Annotated in this window: 6 protein-coding genes; 5 read left to right on the plus strand and 1 reads right to left on the minus strand. The window is 66.6% G+C overall.

Going from position 1 to position 19,709, the window contains the following annotated elements:
• The first annotated feature begins 671 nt into the window (after positions 1–671).
• The 5 genes from ACGFIM_RS10595 to ACGFIM_RS10615 all read left to right on the plus strand — a co-directional run bounded on the left by ACGFIM_RS10595 (position 672) and on the right by ACGFIM_RS10615 (position 18,253).
• Positions 672–6,896 (plus strand): protein kinase, encoded by a 6,225-nt coding sequence (locus ACGFIM_RS10595; protein ID WP_393197831.1) that lies wholly within the window; start codon positions 672–674, stop codon positions 6,894–6,896.
• Entirely contained in the window at positions 6,896–9,766 is a 2,871-nt protein-coding gene (locus ACGFIM_RS10600) for a DEAD/DEAH box helicase (protein ID WP_393197834.1), read from the plus strand. The genes ACGFIM_RS10595 and ACGFIM_RS10600 overlap by 1 nt, the downstream gene beginning before the upstream one ends.
• Positions 9,766–13,893 carry an Eco57I restriction-modification methylase domain-containing protein gene (locus ACGFIM_RS10605; RefSeq protein ID WP_393197837.1) on the plus strand — a complete coding sequence of 1,376 codons (4,128 nt, stop codon included), beginning with the start codon at positions 9,766–9,768 and terminating at the stop codon, positions 13,891–13,893. Before ACGFIM_RS10600 ends, ACGFIM_RS10605 begins: the two co-directional genes overlap by 1 nt.
• A 125-nt stretch (positions 13,894–14,018) precedes the next feature.
• Entirely contained in the window at positions 14,019–16,163 is a 2,145-nt protein-coding gene (locus tag ACGFIM_RS10610) for a UvrD-helicase domain-containing protein (protein WP_393197840.1), read from the plus strand.
• A gap of 122 nt (positions 16,164–16,285) precedes the next feature.
• Entirely contained in the window at positions 16,286–18,253 is a 1,968-nt protein-coding gene (locus tag ACGFIM_RS10615; RefSeq protein WP_393197843.1) for an N-6 DNA methylase, read from the plus strand.
• On the opposite strand, the gene ACGFIM_RS10620 is transcribed toward ACGFIM_RS10615, so the two are convergent.
• Entirely contained in the window at positions 18,240–19,697 is a 1,458-nt protein-coding gene (locus ACGFIM_RS10620) for a serine/threonine protein kinase (protein ID WP_393197846.1), read from the minus strand. The genes ACGFIM_RS10615 and ACGFIM_RS10620 overlap by 14 nt on opposite strands.
• Between the last annotated feature and the right edge of the window lie 12 nt (positions 19,698–19,709).

Below are 19,709 nucleotides of genomic sequence, written 5' to 3' on the forward strand. Positions count from 1 at the left end.
AAAGGACGACGAGCAGCCTCGGCTCCACCTGCGGATATGGCTTCCCTATAGGCGGACGTGGCATGCTGGAGCCCGAACCAGGTGATCACAATGGGCACGAAGACCATGACGGGCTGCACCAGGTCCAAGACGTTCAGTACCCGCGCCCATCTGGACCGGTGGGGCACCGGCGGGACCGTTTCCTCTGGCGAGAAGACGGCGAACAGATCCACCTCGCACCAACGCTCGCCTGCGGCCGGCTCTTCTATTGCCCCGGAAAGTGCACGAAGCTGCGCAGCGCATGCCTCTAAGGACGGCTCTGCGGCCAGTTCCCGCAGCTCCACAGCGAGCGCGTGTTTCATCACGAACAGCCGCATCCCTTCTTGACGGACGGGTGTCCACAATTTGTCAGGAAGGCCAGTGGACCGATCCATCAAATGGCGCGCACCATGACCAACGAGACAGAAGTGTGTAGCGTAATGGATGAGCCAGCAGGTGTCATTATGCGATAAGGCACCATTGGCGCAACCAGAACGACAAACCCGTGCAGAAGAGCCGGCAACGGCTCCTCTTAGCACCATTCGGCCGCCCGCAGCATACTCATTGACTCTGTTTACACACAACCCATTTCGCAATCGCGGCACAGCGTGTACGGTGACCCCACAAATCACGTGCAGGGCGAGGAGCGAACAGTGCACGTCGAGGTGGTTGCGGAACGATTCCGGCTGTTAGCCCCCCTTGGCAAGGGCAACATGGGAGAGGTCCACCGGGCGCAGGATCTTCTTGAGGACAACGCCACCGTGGCCGTCAAGCTGATCCTTCACAGCAGGTCTGGAACGATCCTGAGGTCAGGTGCCGATGCCAAGGCGGTGCAGCGGTTCGAGCGCGAAGTGCGCATTATGCGCAGGCTTCGCCACCGCAATCTGCCCCGCACGATCGCCGGCGGCGTCGACTCCTCCGGCCTGCCGTACCTGGCGATGGAGTTCCTCGACGGCGAACCGTTGAGCGACCTCATCTCCGAACATCCGCAGCTCCCCGTCTCCTGGGCCGCGGCTGTGGGGGCGCAGATGGCCGACGCGCTGTCCCACGCTCATGCCGAAGGGGTCGTGCACCGCGACCTCAAACCCGGCAACGTCATGCTGCTGCGCGGTGGCCTGGTCAAGGTCCTGGACTTCGGCGCCGGCCGGATCATCGGCGACCTCGGGCAGAACAAGATCACCAGCACTGGTGTCACGGTGGGCACCGCTCGCTACATGGCGCCCGAGCAGTTCCGCGCCTCGGCCGTCACCCCGGCGGCAGACCTGTACGCCCTGGGCTGCGTGCTGTTCGAGATGCTCACCGGCGTGCCGCCGTTCCACAGCGAGTCGGCCTTCCACCTGGCCCAGAAGCACCTTACGGAGCAGCCTCCCCCCATCGGCCTGCTCCGCTCGGACGCTCCACAGGCCATTACCCGCCTGGTGGAGCGGTTACTGGCCAAGGATCCGGCAGACCGCCCCGCCGACGCGGTCAAGGTCCGGGAGGCGCTGTTGCCGTTCGCGCGAGAGGCGGCGGACGTACCCGGCTGGTCGGAGTTCGATCCCGTCGGCTGCATCAAAGCCGGTCCCGCTGAGCGACAACGAGATGCGGCTCCGGTGAACGTGCCGCGCCACCCTGGTGCGGGGATGGACGTCTTCGAGGTCCACCAGCGGCTGCTGAAGGACTATCGGGCGTTCACTCAGGGCGGCACGATCATTCGCGACAGCCGGATCGCGGCATTCGTCGAGGACGATCTGGATGCCAAGTCGCAGTGGCCCGACCCGTGGGTGTCACTCAACCCGTTCTTCAAGTCGGGCGGAACGGTGCTGGAGGCGTATCAGAAGGGGATCCTGCATGAGGAGTGCGCGCGCATCTTCCAGGTGGGCAAGACCGAGGGCGGCACGGAGTGCGACGGCCGGCCGCTGACGCTCCACCAGCACCAGCTCGAAGCCATCAAGACCGCGCAATCCGGCAGCTCATACGTGCTCACGACCGGCACCGGCTCGGGCAAATCTCTCGCCTACATCGTGCCGATCGTCGACAGGGTGCTCAAGCAACGGGATCAAGAGGGCCCGGATCCACGCAAGCGGGTGCGCGCGATCATCGTTTATCCGATGAACGCCCTGGCCAACAGCCAGCTCAAGGAACTGGAGAAGTACCTGCGCGACGGTTACGGCCCCGGTCGGGAGAAGGTGAGCTTCGCCCGCTACACCGGCCAGGAGGACGAGGCCACGCGCAAGAGGATTCGCGACAATCCGCCGGACATCCTGCTCACCAACTACGTGATGCTGGAGCTGATGCTCCTCAGGCCTGAGGACCGCCGATCGCTCATCAGGATGGCCGAGGGACTGGAGTTCCTGGTCTTCGACGAGCTGCACACCTACCGCGGCCGTCAAGGAGCCGATGTCGCCCTGCTCATCCGCCGGGTGCGCGATGCCTGTCGTGCCGAGAACCTGCAGTGCATCGGCACCTCGGCCACCATGGCCACCGAAGGCACGGCCCAGGATCGCCGCAAGGAAGTGGCCCGGATCGCGACGACGCTCTTCGGCACGCCCGTCGACCCCTCGAACATCATCGGCGAGACATTGGTCCGCGCCACAGGGGAACCGCCGGAGACGGTGCCGCCCGAGCGGCTGACCGCTCAGGGGGCACCGCGTGCATACGAGGACCTGGTCGAAGATCCACTGGCACGCTGGATCGAGACCCGCTTCGGGCTCGCGGTCGACGAGGAGGGCCGCCTGGTCCGCCGGCAGCCCGCCAAGATCGAGGAAGCCGCCGAGGAACTGGCCGAGGCGAGCGGGGTCGATGCGGACACGTGTGCGGACGCGATCCGGGCCACGCTAAAGGCGGGCTCGGAGGCCTGCCACCCGGTGACCGGCCGCCCGCTGTTCGCCTTCCGGCTGCACCAGTTCCTGTCCAAGGGCGACACCGTGTACGTCACTCTCGAGGACGAGTCCAGCCGTCATCTGACCCGCGACTACCAGCTCTACCAGCCGGGCACCGACGGGAAGATCCTGCTTCCTCTGGCCTTCTGCCGCGAGTGCGGCCAGGAGTACCTCACGGTCTGGCGTTCGGAGAAGAACGGCAAGGTCGTGTACGAGAACCGCCGCGAAACGGCCGCCACCGGAGGCAGCGGTGAGGACGGCTATCTCTACGTCGACTCTGAACATCCCTGGCCGTCCAGCGTCGAGCAGGCCATCAAGGATCGCCGGCTTCCCGAGTCCTGGCTCGAGTACGACGCGCATGGCGAGGAAACCGTCCGAGACTCCTACCGGCCGCGGGTTCCCCGCCTCGTGACCGTCGACCCGTACGGCGTGGAGGGGCAGGGCGAGTTGAAGGCCGCGTTCATTCCGGCGCCGTTCATGTTCTGCCTGCACTGCGGAGTCAGCTATGAACAGGTGCGCGGGAAGGACTTCGCCAAGCTGGCCCGGCTCGACCAGGAGGGCCGTTCATCGGCGACCTCTCTGATTTCGGCGTCGATCGTCCGCTCGCTCAAGGAGGTGCCCGCCGAGGCGCTGAAAAAGGAGGCACGCAAGCTCCTGACCTTCGTCGACAACCGGCAGGACGCCTCCTTGCAGGCCGGCCACTTCAATGACTTCGTCCAGATCACCCAGCTCCGCAGCGCGCTCTATCACGCGGCGGTGGCGGCGGGCGAAGCAGGCATCCGGCACGAGGACCTGGCATCCCGAGTGGCGGAGGCGCTGCGGCTGAGCCCCGACGACTATGCGGCGGGCGAGGACCTGCCACCGTCCATGGCCGCGAGCGCGGCGAAGACCCTGCGCGACGTCATCGCTTTCCGTCTCTACCTCGACCTGCAGCGAGGCTGGCGGGTCACCATGCCCAACCTCGAGCAGACCGGCCTGCTCGTCATCGACTACGCCGACCTCGACTGGCTGGCCGGCAAGGATGAGCGATGGAACGATGCACACCCTGAGCTGCGCCGGGCCGAGCCCGGGCAGCGCGCCGAGATCATGCGAGCGCTGCTGGACGAGATGCGCCGGTCGCTGGCCATCGATGTCGAATACTTCCGGGAGGACTTCGACAGCCTGCAGCGTGCGAGCGAGGAGCGGCTCAAGGACCCATGGCGGCTGGCCGACGGTGATCGTCCGAAGGTGAGCACCGCCTACCCCCAAGGCTCACGTCCCGGCCTCGACCGTTCCGGGCTGTTCCTGTCAGGGAGGGGCAAGTTCGGCAAGTACCTGCGGCGCATCCACTTCCCGCGCGTGTCGAGCGACGACGCCCAGCAGATCATCGCGGATTTGATGAAGGTGCTGGCCAAGGCCCATCTGCTGACGGCCTTTGAGGCCGCGCCGCAGCGAGCCGGCCGCTACCGCCGCCCTTCGGGGCCGCCCATCACCGGTTACCGCATCGCGGCCGCTTGCCTCATCTGGCGAGCGGGCACCGGGGAGACCGGCAGCCACGACCCGCTGACCCGGACGTATGCCAGCGGTGACGGCCCGCGCGTCAACACCTTCTTCCGCGAACTGTATCGCGACACGGCCGCGGCCCTTGCGGGCCTTTCGGCTCGCGAGCACACGGCGCAGGTGTCACCGGAGGACCGGGAGCGGCGTGAGGAGGACTTCCGCAAGGCGGATCTCAAGCTGCTCTACTGCTCCCCCACCATGGAACTGGGCGTGGACATCTCCGAGCTCAATGCGGTGATGATGCGCAATGTGCCGCCTACCCCGGCCAACTACGCGCAGCGCAGCGGCCGCGCGGGCAGACAGGGACAGCCGGCGCTCGTCACCACGTATTGCGCCACCGGAAACAGCCACGATCAGTACTACTTCCGCCGCTCCGATCGCATGGTGGCCGGGGCGGTCCGCCCGCCACGGCTGGACCTGGCGAACGAGGATCTGGTCCGCTCCCACGTCCAAGCCATCTGGCTGGCCGAATGCCGGATCAAGCTCGGTAACAACATTCCCACCATCATCGACTTGAGCTACGACGAGGGTGCCCGCCGTCCCAACCCGATGCTGAAGCTGCACGCCACCGTCGAGGCGGACATCCGTGATCAGGGGGCGCAGCGACGCGCGGTTGAGGCGGCTCACAACGTGCTCGACGGAGTACTCGCCGGTTTCGGTGAACCTCCGACCTGGTGGCATGACCAGTGGATCGAGGACACGGTGCGCCGCGCTCCGGACGAGTTCGACCGGTCCTTCGACCGCTGGCGCGACCTGTTCAGGGCGGCCCTCGCCGACCAGGCCGAGCAGAACCGGCGACGCCTGGACCACAACCTCACCGACCGCGACCGCAAGATCGCAGAGCACCAGCGCAAACAGGCCGAGACCCAGCTCGACCTGCTGAAGAACGAGAGCGTGGACAGCCGGTCGCTGTTGTCGGACTTCAACCCGTATCGATACCTGGCCAGCGAGGGTTTCCTGCCCGGGTACTCCTTCCCTCGCCTGCCGCTGGCGGCGTACATCCCGACGACGGGGCGACGCTACGGCGACGGCGACTACCTGCAGCGTCCCCGTTTCCTGGCGATCAGGGAGTTCGGGCCCGGCGCGCTGATCTATCACGAGGGCAACCGGTACCAGGTCGACCGCATCCAGCTACGGCCCGATGCCTCAGGGGAGGTGGTGACGACAGAGGCGCAGCGCTGCGACGGCTGCGGATACCACTATGACGCTGCCGAACGCGCTGACAGGTGCGACATGTGCGACGCGCAATTGCCCCCGCCCACACGCGGTCTGCTCCAGTTGCACACCGTCTACACCCGCCGGCGCGAGCGCATCTCCTCTGACGAGGAGGAGCGTCGCCGCGCCGGGTTCCGGCTGGTCACCTCCTACCGCTTCAACGACCACGGACAGCGCAGTGGACGCCGGGACGCGATCCTGTCTGACGCCGCAGGACGGATCGCGACCCTCTCCTTCGGCGACTCCGCCACCGTGCGCATCTCCAACCTGGGCCGCCTGCGGGCCAAGAAGGGTGAGCCGGACGGATTCTGGCTCGACCCCGCCGACGGCCGCTGGCTGAACGAGCAGGCGGCCGCCGAGGCCTCCGGGGATTCCAGCGAGATGCCGGTCGTCGACGCCGATGGGAACGAGAAGCGCCAGCGCAAGCGCGTGATCCCCTACGTGCAGGACACCCGTAACATCCTGGTGCTCAAGCTCGATGAACCCCTGCCGGTGCCAGTGGCTCTCTCCCTGATGTACGCGCTGGAACGCGGCATCGAAGCCGCCTTCGAGTTGGAGGACTCGGAGTTGACCAGCGAGCTGCTGCCGCCCAACGAGGGGCCGCGCGATCGCATGCTCTTCACCGAGGCCGCAGAGGGCGGCGCCGGTGTGCTCCGGCTGATGCAGGCCGAGCCCCGCGCGCTGGCCCGCGCTGCCGAGGAGGCTCTGTCCATCTGCCACTTCGACCCCGACGGCACCGACCGCGGCGGCCCGCGGAAGGACCGCCCCTGCGCCCGCGGCTGTTACGACTGCCTGCTCACGTACGGCAACCAGCCGAACCACGCCGACATCGACCGGCATTCGATTCGCGATCTGCTGCTGCGCATGGCCGCTGCCGAGGCCAGGCCGACCGGGCAGGGCGAGAGCCGTACCGAGCAGTTGAAGCGGCTGGCCGATCAATCGGAGACAGGGCTGGAGCGTGACTTCCTGGCCTGGCTCAAGGAGCAGGGGTTGCGCCTGCCTGACGAGGCTCAGACGTTCATCACCGAGGCGCTGGCCAGGCCTGACTACGTCTACCGCCTGCCCGGCGTCAACCTGGCGGTCTTCGTGGATGGACCGGTCCATCAGGATCCGATGATCGCCGAACGGGACGCCGAGGCCGAGGAACGTCTCGTCGATCAGGGCTGGGACGTCATCCGCTTCCCCCACGACGCCGACTGGGCCGCGATCGTGTCCCAGAACGAGCGCTACTTCGGAACCATCACGAGACGAGGGAACAGCTGATGCCCGCATACTCCGCCGGTTCCCTGGTCACGGCCAGGGGCCGCGACTGGGTGGTGCTCCCCGAGAGCGCCTCCGACTTGCTGGTCCTGCGCCCGCTGGGGGGCTCCGAGGATGACGTCGCCGCGGTCTTCCCGGCCTTCGAGGAGGTGGTCAGTGCCACCTTTGCACCACCTTCGCCTAAGGATTTGGGTGACCAGCACGCGGCCGGGCTGCTCCGGTCGGCGCTGCGCATCGGTTTCCGCTCGGGCGCGGGACCGTTCCGATCGCTGGCCGGGATCGCGGTGGAGCCGCGCGCGTACCAGCTCGTTCCGCTGATGATGGCGCTGCGGCAGAAAACCGTGCGCATGCTGATCTCCGACGATGTGGGCATCGGCAAGACCGTCGAGGCCGGGCTGATCGCGGCCGAGTTGCTCGCCCAGGGCAGTGCGGAACGGCTGGCCGTGCTGTGCTCACCCGCCTTGGCCGAGCAGTGGCAGGAGGAGTTACGGGCGAAATTCGGCATCGAGACAGAGCTCGTGCTGGCCAGCACGGTGTCCAAACTGGAGCGGGGCCTCGACCTCGGGCAGTCGCTCTTCGACCGGCACCCCCGCGTGATCGTCTCCACGGACTTCATCAAATCCACGAGGCACCGCGACGACTTCGTCCGGCACTGCCCCGACCTCGTCATCGTGGACGAGGCGCACACCTGCGTTGCGGCGGACGACAGCGCCTCTGCGCAGAACCAGCTCCGCTACGAGCTCCTGCAGCGGGTGGCCGACGAACCTGACCGGCACCTGCTGCTGGTGACGGCGACGCCGCACAGCGGAAAGGAGAGCGCCTTCCGCAATTTGCTGGGCCTGCTCCGTCCCGAATTGGCCACGGTCAAGCTCGACTCCGAGCCCGGCCGGCGACTGCTGGCTCAGCACTTTGTGCAGCGCAAACGGGCCGACGTACGTCACTTCCTCACCGTGAACGACGGCCTGGCCGATGACAGCCAGCGCGAGGACACTTCTTTTCCTTCCGACCGGTACTTCAAGGATGAGACCTACCGTCTCTCCCCTGCCTACCGGGCCTTGCTCGATGACGCCATCGCCTACGCCGGCGAGCGGGTGTCGGCAGCGGGTGAGCGGGGCAAGCGGGAGTCGCGCATCGCTTGGTGGTCGGCGATCGCGTTGCTGCGTTCCATGGTCTCCTCGCCTCGCGCCGCCGCCCAGACCCTGCGGACCCGCTCGGCCGCCGCGGTGGCCGCGAGCGCGGAAGAGGCGGACCGGCTCGGCTCACCGCTGACCAGCGACGCCGCCGACAGCGACGTCATGGAGGGCCTTGACGTCGCACCCGGCGCGGAGACCGACGATGCGGGAGCCCGCCTGCGACAGCTCGCCGAGCGCGCCGCGCAGTTGGAGGGGCCGGACGAAGACCTGAAGCTGGCCGCTCTGATCAAGCACCTCCAGGCGCTGACCCGCGAGGGCTACAACCCGATCGTCTTCTGCCGGTACATCCCCACCGCCGAGTACGTCGCCGAGCACCTTGTCGGCAAGCTCGGCAAGAAGACCGTGATCCGGCACGTCACCGGCGCCCTCTCTCCGCAGCAGCGCCTGCAGCGCATCGAGGAGCTGGCGAACGAGAGCACCGACGCGCCGCGCGTCCTGGTCGCCACGGACTGCCTGTCGGAGGGCGTCAACCTCCAGCACTACTTCGACGCCGTCGTCCACTACGACCTGGCGTGGAACCCGACTCGCCACGACCAGCGCGAGGGCCGCGTCGACCGTTACGGACAGAAGCGCGACGTCGTCAAGGTCATCACCCTGTACGGCAGCGATAACGGCATCGACGGCAAGGTCCTCGACGTTCTGATCAAAAAGCACCGCCAGATCCGCAAGGATCTCGGCATCTCCGTTTCCGTCCCTGACGCCGCCTCCACCGGGGTGACCGACGCCATCGTGGAATGGCTGCTCATGCGCAAGCAGCAGCCTGACCAGGAGGCGCTGTTCGAGCTTGAGGAGATCGACCGCAAGGCCGAGGCGCTGGAGACGGAGTGGAACTCGGCCGCCGAACGCGAACGCACCTCTCGTTCCCGCTTCGCCCAGCGCTCCATTCATCCTGAGGAGGTGGCTCGCGAGGCCGCCGCGATCCGCGAGGCCCTCGGTCGCTCCGACGAGGTGCAGCGGTTCGTACGCAACGCGCTCAACGCGCTGGACGCCGTGATCCGGGAAAGCGGAAGCGCAGGCGATTTCACAGCCGACATCAGCGGCACCCCCGCCGGGCTCCGCGACGCCATAGCCTCGGTCATCGGAGGCGAGCCGAACCGCCCGATCCTGTTCCGGACCACGTCGGCGGTGGCTCGCGGCGAGGTCGCTCTGGTCCGCACCGACCCGGTGGTGGGAGCCATTGCGGAGTACGTGCTCAACACGGCTCTGGAGACGGAGGGCAAGCGGCCGGCCAAGCGCTGCGGGGTGATCCGTACCGACGCTGTGCGGACCCGTACCACCCTGCTGCTGGTCCGTTACCGTTTCCGCCTCACGCTGCCGTCCCGCTCGGGTGAGAAGCAAATCGTCGCCGAGGACGCCCGGCTCCTGGCCTTCCAAGGGGCGCCGGCCAATGCACTCTGGCTGCCGCCGGAGGAAGCGCTGCGGCTCGTCGAGGCCACCGCCGACGGCAACACCGACCCCGCCTTCGGCGAGCGCACCATGACCCGCATCCTCGACGGGCTGTCCGCCACCGCCGGCCATCTGAACGCGTACGGCAAACAGCTCGAAGCCGAGTTAGAGGCGTCACACCGCCGGGTCCGCAGCGCATCCGGTGAGATCGTCCGAGGTTTGAACGTCACGGTGCAAGAACCCGCCGACATCCTCGGCGTGTACGTCTACTTGCCTGCCGGAGGGGCCGCCTGATGTCCGCCGTCACCCGCAATCAGGTCTTCTCCGCCGTCCACACCGTCGGCGGCCTGCTTCCCGCCGACATGCTGCTGCGTATCGCGGAGGGCAAGGACGTCCCCGGCTGCCGCCCCGCCGACTACAAGGTCATCGGGTCCCGAACGGTCCGAGACGACGCCGAGCGGCATTGGGAGTACCTCAAGTCGGTGTGGAAGGAGCTGCGGGAGAAGCTTCCGGTCGCACCCGAGTCGGAAACGCCCGCCGATCCGACCGGCCTGGCCATCTCGCAGTGGCTGGTGCCGCTCTTCGCTGAGCTCGGCTTCGGCGAGCTCACTGCGGTCGGACCGACCGGCATCCCGTCCGACGACGGCAAACGCACGTTCGCCGTCAGTCACCGCTGGCGGCATGTGCCGGTGCACTTGGCCGCGTGGGACACCCACCTGGATAAGCACCGCAAAGGCCAGGTGCCGCCGCAGTCGCTCGTTCAGGAACTGCTGAACCGGACCGAGGCTCACCTCTGGGGGGTCATCACCAACGGACGACGACTGCGCCTGCTCCGCGACTCGAGTGCGCTCGCGACCACCTCGTACGTCGAATTCAACCTTGAGGCGATCTTCGATGGCGAGCTGTTCAGCGAATTCGTGCTGCTCTACCGGCTGCTGCACTACACCCGCTTCAAGATCGAGGATGACGAGGCCCCGTCGGCCTGCTGGCTCGAGAAATGGCGGGTCGAGGCCATCGCCTCCGGTGTCCGTGCGCTGGAGAGCCACCGCAAAGGCGTCGAGAAAGCGATCACCGCACTCGGCACCGGCTTCCTCAAGCACCCGGCCAACGAACGGCTGCGCGCCGAGCTGGACGTGGACAAGTTCCATGTCGCACTGCTCCGGCTCGTCTACCGGATGATCTTCCTCTTCGTCGCCGAGGACCGTGGCGCCCTGCACTCGCCCCAAGCGGATCGGCAGGCCCGCGACCGCTACGAGAAATACTTCTCCTCCGCCCGCCTCCGCCGTCACGCCCTTCGCCGCCGCGGCACCTCGCACACCGACCTCTACCAGGCACTGAAGATCGTGCTGGACGCTCTGGGAGATGAGAACGGCCGGCCAGAGCTCGGCCTCCCCGGTCTCGGCGGCCTCTTCAACGACACCGATGCGGACGTCCCGCTCCACGGCGCGCTGATCTCGAACGCCCACTTGCTGGAGGCTGTGCGCCACCTGGCCCGGGTCAAGGACGAGGGTTCGGCCCGGTGGCGCACTGTGGACTACCGCAATATGGGCGCGGAGGAGCTCGGCTCCATCTACGAGTCCCTGCTGGAGCTGATTCCCCAGCACAGTGCGGTCGACCGTACCTTTGAGCTGGTCAGCCGCGAAGGCAACAACCGCAAGAAGACAGGCTCGTACTACACGCCCAGCTCGTTGATCGAGACCCTGCTCGATGCGACCCTCGATCCCGTCATCGACGACGCGCAGAAGCGCGGCGAGATCAGGGCGTCGGCGGCCGGCGAGCCGGACCCGTCCGGCCGCATCGTCGCCGAGCTGCTCTCCCTGACCGTCTGCGACCCGGCCTGCGGATCCGGGCACTTCTTGGTCGCCGCTGCCCGCCGTATCGCCAAGCGTGTCGCCGCCGTGCGCGAGGGAAACCCGGAGCCGACGCTGGACGCCGTGCGAAACGCCCTCCATGAGGTGATCGCACAGTGCATCTACGGAGTGGACCTCAACCCGATGGCCGTCGAACTGGCCAAGGTCTCGCTCTGGCTGGAGGCCCTCGACCCGGGCAAGCCGCTGACCTTTCTCGACGCGCACATCAAGCACGGCAACGCGCTCATCGGAGCGACACCCGCGCTGATGGCGGACGGCATCCCGAGCAAGGCGTTCAAGGCGGTCGAGGGCGACGATCCCAAGGTCGCAGCGTTCCTTGAGAAGCAGAACGAGCGGGAACGCTCAGGCCAAGGCGTCCTGTTCGCCCTGGACGCCGAGACGAAACCCACCAACGCCACCTTGGCTTCCAAGCTCAAGGCCATCACCGGTGCGCCTTCGGGCACGCTCGCCCAGGTCCATCAGCAGGAGGCGGCCTACGAAAAGTGGATGTCCTCGCCCGAGTACGTCCAGGCCCGGCACGTGGCCGATGCCTGGTGCGCGGCATTCATGTGGCACAAGACGAAGGACGCCCCGCCTGCGATCACCCACGAAGTCTTCCTCAGGCTGCAGAACGGTCAGGCCGCCGGCATCCGTCAAGACGTTCACGACGAAATCGTGCGGCTGCGCGAGGAATACCGGTTCTTCCACTGGCACCTGGCCTTCCCCGACATCTTCACCGTTCCGAAGGACGGCGGCGCGGACGTCGATCCTGCCACCGGTTGGGCGGGCGGCTTCTCCTGTGTCCTGGGCAACCCGCCGTGGGACAAGGTGGACTTCGAAGACAAGAAGTACTTCAGCGTCGTCGAACCGTCCATCGCAGCCATGGCCGGACAGGCGCGCCGCGCGAGGATCGCGCAGTGGCAGAAGGAATACCCGGAAGCAGGCCAGAAGTACAGGGACGCACGCCGCAAGGTGAAGTCAACATTCCTCTTCGCCTCGGCCTCAGGGCGGTTCCCTCTATGCAGCAAAGGCCTCACATTGAAGGGCGTTACCTCCCTTCAAACAGATCAGCTTTTCGTCGAACAGTTCACCACCATCATCGCCCTTGACGGACGAGTGGGATGCATTGTGCCAACCGCCATAGCAACCGGAGCGGGCGCACAATACCTGTTCAGCGAACTCACACAGCGAAGCGCGATCTCATGCCTCTACGACTTCGAGAACCGCAAACAGCTGTTTCCCGGCGTACATGCTAGCTACAAGTTCTGCCTACTGTCCCTTACCAGCCACCGACACAAAGAGGCAGCCGAGTTCGCTTTCTTCCTCGAAGACACCAACGACCTCGACGACGCCACGCGAGTCTTCGAACTGCGCCCAGCAGACATCACCCTCATAAATCCAAATACCGGAACGCTGCCGATCTTTCGCAGCCAAAAGGATGCCGACTTAACCCTAGCGATATACCAGCACATCCCCATCCTCAGCAAGGAGGAATCATCTCCGCCTAAATGGGATATAGATTTCGTTCCAACACCCTTTCACATGACCGACGACTCCGACCTCTTCCGGACGCGAGAACAGTTGCACGCGGAGGGCTGGACTCTGCATGGCAATGTCTTTCTCCGAAGCGACGAGCGCATGCTGCCACTCTACGAGGGAAAGATGGTCCACCACTTCGATCACCGGTGGAACTCCTACTACGGAACCGGCAACGAGGACAGACGACGCCTGAGCCAGGACGAGAAAAGAGACCCCACTGAAGCCGCCAGTCCGCGGTACTGGATAGCAGAGAGTGAGCTCATCTCCACAGTCAGAAAGAACAAGGCAGTCGAAGTCCCCGGGGTCTCACTGAGACTACAAGAACTCAAGTGGGATCGGGACTGGCTCTGTGGATGGCGTGATGTATGTCGAGCCACAGATGAGCGAACAGCAATCGCAGCCTTCATACCGCGCTCAGCAGTCGGACACACATTCCCATTGATGCTGCCTCGTGTCGCACCAAATCTGGCAGCCAGCCTCATCGCCGCTCAGAGTTCCCTCGTCTTCGACTTCGTCAGCCGGCAAAAGATCGGGGGCATCCACATGGCTCTCATGACGTGGAAGCAACTTCCCGTTCCCACCCCAGATACGCTGGAACCCCATACCATCTTCATCGTGCCCCGGGTGCTCGAGCTCGTCTACACCGCCTACGATATGACCGGGCTAGCCCGCGATCTTGGAGACTTCGGCGAGCCGTTCCAATGGGACGAAGATCGCCGAGCGCAGATCCGCGCCGAACTCGACGCCTACTTCTTCCACCTCTACGGCATCAATCGTGCGGACGCGGACTATATCCTGGAATCCTTCCAGTCGAAGACCGGCGGGCTCAAGAACAACGAGATCGCCAAATACGGCACCTACCGTACGAAGAATCTCGTCCTCGCGGAATACGACCGCATGGCACAAGCGGGGGTCAGCCTGACGGTTCCTCTCGTTGACGGAGAGAACTACGTCTCAACGCTCACCCCACCTCCCGGCAATGGTCCGCGCCACCCGGCGAGAGGCGGAACGAAAGACGACCGGGAGAACTGAAGCCTTCCTATCGCGCAACGCCCTGGAGCGGTTTCAGCAGAACCGATCGCCATCGCCAATGTTCAGGCTCCGTGAACCGCCCGCACCACACCCTGGCCATCCTCAGTCACTTCAGGAGGTACCGCGTGCCGCAGCTCGCCTTCGCCAACACGTTCTGGGAGAGCTATGACGCTCTAGAGAAACCGGTCAAGGCGGGCGTGCGGAAGGCCATGAAACGATTCCAGCAGCTCTCCATCGCCGAGCTCTACGCCGACTACGGCCTGCACCTGGAGCAGGTGGTGAACGCCCGCGATCCCCGTATGCGGACCATCCGCATCACCGATTACTGGCGTGGCGTGGTCCTGGCGCCTGACGACGGCACCGACACCTTCCTGCTGCTGAACGTCGTCCCGCACGACGAGGCGTACGGATGGGCGGCCAAGCGGCTCTACACCGTCAACTCCGCCACACATGCCCTTGAGGTGCGCAACGTCGTCGCGCTGGAACAGCTCACCCCGGCTCTGGAGGAGGCGGCGGCCCAGGCGCCCTCACTGCTGTTCGCGAAGTTCTCCGACACCGTCCTACGTCATCTCGGCATCGATGACCAGGTGCTGCGCGCCGTACGGACCATCATCGACCAACCGCAGCTGAACGCCTTCGCCGGGCTGCTGCCCGAGGACCAGTTCGAAGTGCTGCAGTATCTCGCGGAGGGCTTCACGCCCGAAGAGGTCTACCAGCAGGTCGTGGCCGAGCGCCGTCCCACCGGAGCCTCCGCCGAGGCGGATCAGAGCCTCGAGCAGGCGATCATCAACACCACCACCCGCATCACCCTGGTCACCAGCGCGGACGAGCTCACGGAGGTGCTCAGCAAGCCGTTCGCCGCGTGGCGGGTCTTCCTGCATCCGTCGCAGCGGCGCGTCGCGTACCGCCCCTCCTACAACGGCCCGGCGCAGGTGACGGGTGGCCCGGGAACGGGCAAGACGGTGGTCGCACTGCACCGGGTCAAGCACCTGCTCGGCCGCTCGCCCGACAGCCGGATTCTGCTCACGACGTACACCACCGCCCTCGCCGCGACGCTGCGGGAGAACCTCGCCCAGCTCCTTGACGACGACAAGCAGCTTGCGCGGGTGGAGGTCACCACCGTGAACGCCTACGCCTACCGAATCGTGCGGGCGCTGGCCGGCCGCACACCGAAAATGATCGGAGACGCCGACGAGCGGCACATCTGGCGACGTGTCATCCGGCGCTTGGGCCTGCCGTGGACCGAGCAGTTCCTTCAGCAGGAATACCGTCATGTCATCCTGGCGCAGCGCATAAGTTCACGGACCGAGTATCTCCAGGCGTCCCGGCGGGGGCGGGGCACGGCGATCGGACCTCGGCAGCGAGAACGGATCTGGGATGCGGTGGAGGCGTTCACAGCGGAGCTTCGTCAGGCCGGCGCCAGCACGCACCTCCAGCTCTGCGCGGAAGCGACCCGCCTGCTCGACGGCTCTGATCTGAGCCGGTACGGCTTCGACCACGTCATCGTGGACGAAGCTCAGGATCTGCATCCGGCGCAGTGGCGGGTGCTGCGCGCGGCCGTGGTGGAGGGCCCGGACGATCTTTTCATCACCGGCGACCCGCACCAGCGGATTTACGACTCCAAGGTCTCGCTCACTTCACTCGGGATCTCCGTGGCCGGACGAAGCAGCCGGCTGCGCATCAACTACCGCAGCACTGCGGAGATCCTGACCTGGTCGACCGGCCTCCTCAGTGGCTCGCTTGTCGAGGACCTGAGCGGAGAAGGCGACGAAAGCCTTTCCGGCTACCGGTCGCTGCTGCATGGAAAACGCCCGATGACCGCCGGTTTCGCGAGCGAGCAGGCCGAGGTCGCGGCGGTCGTGGACCGCGTGCGGGAGTGGCTGGAGCAGGGGGTGCGGCCGGACGAGATCGCCATCTGCACACGGTTCAACATCCTGCTGAACAAGGTCCTCGACCGTCTGGCGGCCAGCGGCATCCCGGCCGTCAAGGTCAAGGATCAGCCGTCCGCCGATGCCGAAGGTGTCCGCTTGGCGACCATGCATGCCATGAAGGGACTGGAATTCCGGTGCGTGGCCGTGGTAGGGGTAACAGCCACTGCCGTCCCGTTCACGAAGGAGATCACGCCGGTGGAAGCCGACCGGCTCCAGCACGAGAGCGACATGCTGCGAGAGCGCTGTGTGCTCTTCGTCGCCTGCACACGGGCGCGCGAGGCCCTCTACGTGTCGTGGAGCGGCACACCCAGCCCCTTCCTGCTCCCGTCGAACCGATAACTCTCGAACACTCGTACGAGATTTATGGTTACAGCGAATGCGGAGGGGTATGATGAAAACTGCGTCAACAAAGCCTGCTCGGCTCCGCGCGCTTGGGCGGGTTCAGTTCCAGGAAGGGCTTGATGTTCATGGGCGAGCGCCCGGTCGTGGTGACACTCGCCGAAATCGCCCGCATAGCAGGAGTCGGGCGGGCCGCCGTCAGTAACTGGCGCAGGCGGCACGACACGTTTCCCGCCCCCATCAGCGGGACCGATTCCAGCCCGCAGTTCTCCCTGAGCCAGGTCGAAGAGTGGCTACGCCAGAACAACAAGCTCAAATCTCCCACCGGCTCACTGGAGCGTCTCTGGCCTGCTTATGAAGCCCTCGGTGATCGGGATCGCATGGGCGTGGTCATCGCCGAGTTCGGCACACGTCTGCTCCAAGCCCCGCAGCACACGCTGCGACCTCACGAAGAGACACTGATCGACCAGGCGCTCGAGGTGGCTCAGCGGGAAGGCGGCCAGGAGACCTTCCGATATCTGCTCGACCGCTGGCTCGGGACGCACGTCCGGCAGATCGCGACGACTCCTCCCCCGCTCGCCGCGTTCATGGCGGAAGTGGCGGCGCAGGTCAGACCGGGGAAGGCCGGCACCTTGCTCGACCCCGCCTGTGGCGTCGGCGGACTGCTGCAAGCCGGCGCCGAACGGTGGGAGGGCGTGACGCGTCTGCTCGGCAACGAGCGCGACCCCGTGCTCGCCGCCCTTGCGGCGGCCAAGCTGGCGCTGGAGACCACGTCGGCCGAGATCGACATCAAGGCGGCCGACACCCTGCGCACCGATCCTCAAAGCGCCGATGTCATCCTCTGCGACCCGCCGACCAATGAACGCGACTGGGGGCACGCCGAGCTGGCCACCGATCAGCGCTGGCTGTTCGGCCTGCCACCCAGGACCGAATCAGAGCTCGCCTGGGTGCAGCACATCATCTCTTCGCTGGCTCACGACGGCGTCGCCGTCGTGGTGCTGCCGCCGGCCGTGGCCGCGCGCCGCGCCGGCCGCCGTATAAGAGCGGCGATGCTCCGTGCCGGAGCGCTCCGGGCCGTCATAGCCCTGCCGCCCGGGGCGGCTCCGCCTTTCGGCGTCAGCCTGCACCTGTGGGTGCTGCAACCGCCGGTGCAGCGGGAGACCGTTCCGTCGGTCCTCCTCGTGGACGCGGCCGACTGCCGGGCCACCTCGCCGACCTCCCGGACCCAGGCCGTCGATTGGGACGCGGTCCGGGACCGAGTTCTCGGCGCGCTGACCGGCCAGGCGCCGGAAGGCAGCATCGAGGTCCCTGTCATGGACCTGCTCGGCGAAGAGACGGACCTGACCCCCGCCCGGTACGTACCGGCCGCCGTCTCGTTCTCGGCCGTGAACCTCCGCCGGACGTGGCGGCAGTTCGACTCGAGCCTGCGTACGGCTCAAGACCTGGGGGGCGTCCTTCGCGACCTCGAACCCGTGCGCGAGGCGGTCGACGTCCTCCCCATCGCGGTGGGCGATCTGGAACAGGCAGGAGCACTCCAGCTCAGCCCGGGACAACCCATTCCGGAAAGCCACCTGCGCCGAGGTGAGCGGCCCGGCGATGGGGTTCCGGTGCTCACGGTCGCCGACATCAGGGAAGGGCAGCCGCCGCAGTTCTGGATGACCGCCGATGACGTCGAGCAACTCGAGCAAGACAAGGTCATCACCGTGACATCGTCCAATGACGTGGTGGTCGTCATCCCTGCGGCGGAGTTCGACGCGTGGGTGGACGTGCAGGCCCCCACGGTGCTCGGCCCGCATCTGCACCGTCTCCGGCCCGACACCGACCGCCTCGACCCATGGTTCCTGGCCGCGTGTCTGCGCGCGCATTCCAACGCGCGGCAAGCCGGCACACACGCCACGACGGCATCACGAATCGATACGCGGCGTCTCCTGGTGCCACGCCTGCCCATCGAAGATCAGCGCCGCTATGGTGACATCCATCGCCGCCTCGTGGGCTTCGAACATGCGATCGCGGACCTGAGCGCGGTAGGCGCGACACTGAGCCGGACGTTCACGGAGCTGCTGGCCGCCGGACGGCTCAAAGAGCGTTGAGCAGCCGCTCGACCTGGTCCTTATAGCCTGACTCCGCCAGCTCAAGAGCGAACTCGCGACAGCGGCGAAGAACGCGCGGGTAGGGCTGCGGCATGCCGGCAAGCTCGATCATCACCGATTCCCACTCGCTGTAGGCGGCGCTGGTCTCCCCCGTCTCAGGCACCAGACACTCGGCGATGCCGACGCGGGCTTCGAGAAGAAACTCCATGTCCTCGGTGTCGTGGAGTGCCCGTTCGACCTTGCGATACAGCGCCGCCGCTCCCGGCCAGTCCCCTTCGAGGCGGGCGCGGTCGGCGGCGAGGAGCCGGGCCCGGACGACGAGGCGCTCGCGTGGCCCCCAAGCCTCGGTGACCTCCTTCAGGCGGGTTACGACCTCCTCCGTCCGTTGCCCCGGACCCGGCTCCGCCAGTTCGCGTTCAGCGGCCTCGAGCAGGTCGCCGAATTCACGCCGGCCGGGTCGCGGCCGGCGACGCACGGTGGGCCGCCGCCGCTGTACGGGCGCCGCGGCCACGGGCACGGGCCGTGGGCCGGAGCCTTCCCTGAAGATCCGGGTGGGGTCCGGGGTCAGCCGAGGGTTGGGAGCGGGGTCGCCGGGCCGCGGGAGATGGCGGCGCAGCACCTCCAGTCCTTCGGCCAGGGTCGGCCTGCTCAGCGGGTCCTTCTGCAGCATGCGATGAATCAGCTCGGCCAGGTCGGCGGGCACGGAATGCCGCACCGGGTCGAGGAGCGGTGGGGGGTCGCTGCGGTGCTGGTCCTCGATGCTGCGATCGGGGAGCTCGCTGAAGACCTGTTTCGCGGTGACGAACTCGTACAGCATGCAGGCGAAGCCGTAGAGGTCCGCTGCGGGTGCCGGGGTCTTCACGCCGCGGATGATCTCCGGCGCCATGTAACCGGTGCTACCGGGAGTGTGCCCATGCCTGGTGTAGCGAGTGGCCTGCGGGTCGGTGGGCAGGGCGATGCCGAAGTCGATGATGTGGACGGCTCCGTCGTCCGCGAGCAGCACGTTCTGTGGCTTGAGATCGCGGTGGACGACACCTCCCTTGTGGATCCGGTCGAGGATCTCCAGGATCTGCACGCCGACCGCGGCGGTCGCGGCCAGGGTCGGGCGGTGCAGAGAGAGGAAATCTCGCAGGTTCTTCCCTGCGATCAGCTCCATGACCAGGCATGGGTCGCCACAGCGGAAGTCGTAGTGCAGCAGGCGCGGGATGCCCGGACCGGCGAACTTCGTCAGCAGATCCTGTTCACGCTCGAACCGTTTGAGCGCTTCACTGCGGATACGCCGCTCATCGGGGTCGTAAGAGGACCAGTCCTCACGGCCGAGAACCTTGACCGCCACCATCTCCCCCGTGTGGAGGTCGACCCCCTGCCACACCCGCGCCATACCGCCCGTCTTCAACTTGCCGCCGATCTGAAACCTGTCGAAGAGAACGTCTCCCGGCCGCACCGCATCTCCCCT

Source organism: Nonomuraea sp. NPDC049309, assembly GCF_043196965.1.
GTDB classification, from domain to species: Bacteria; Actinomycetota; Actinomycetes; order Streptosporangiales; family Streptosporangiaceae; genus Nonomuraea; species Nonomuraea fastidiosa.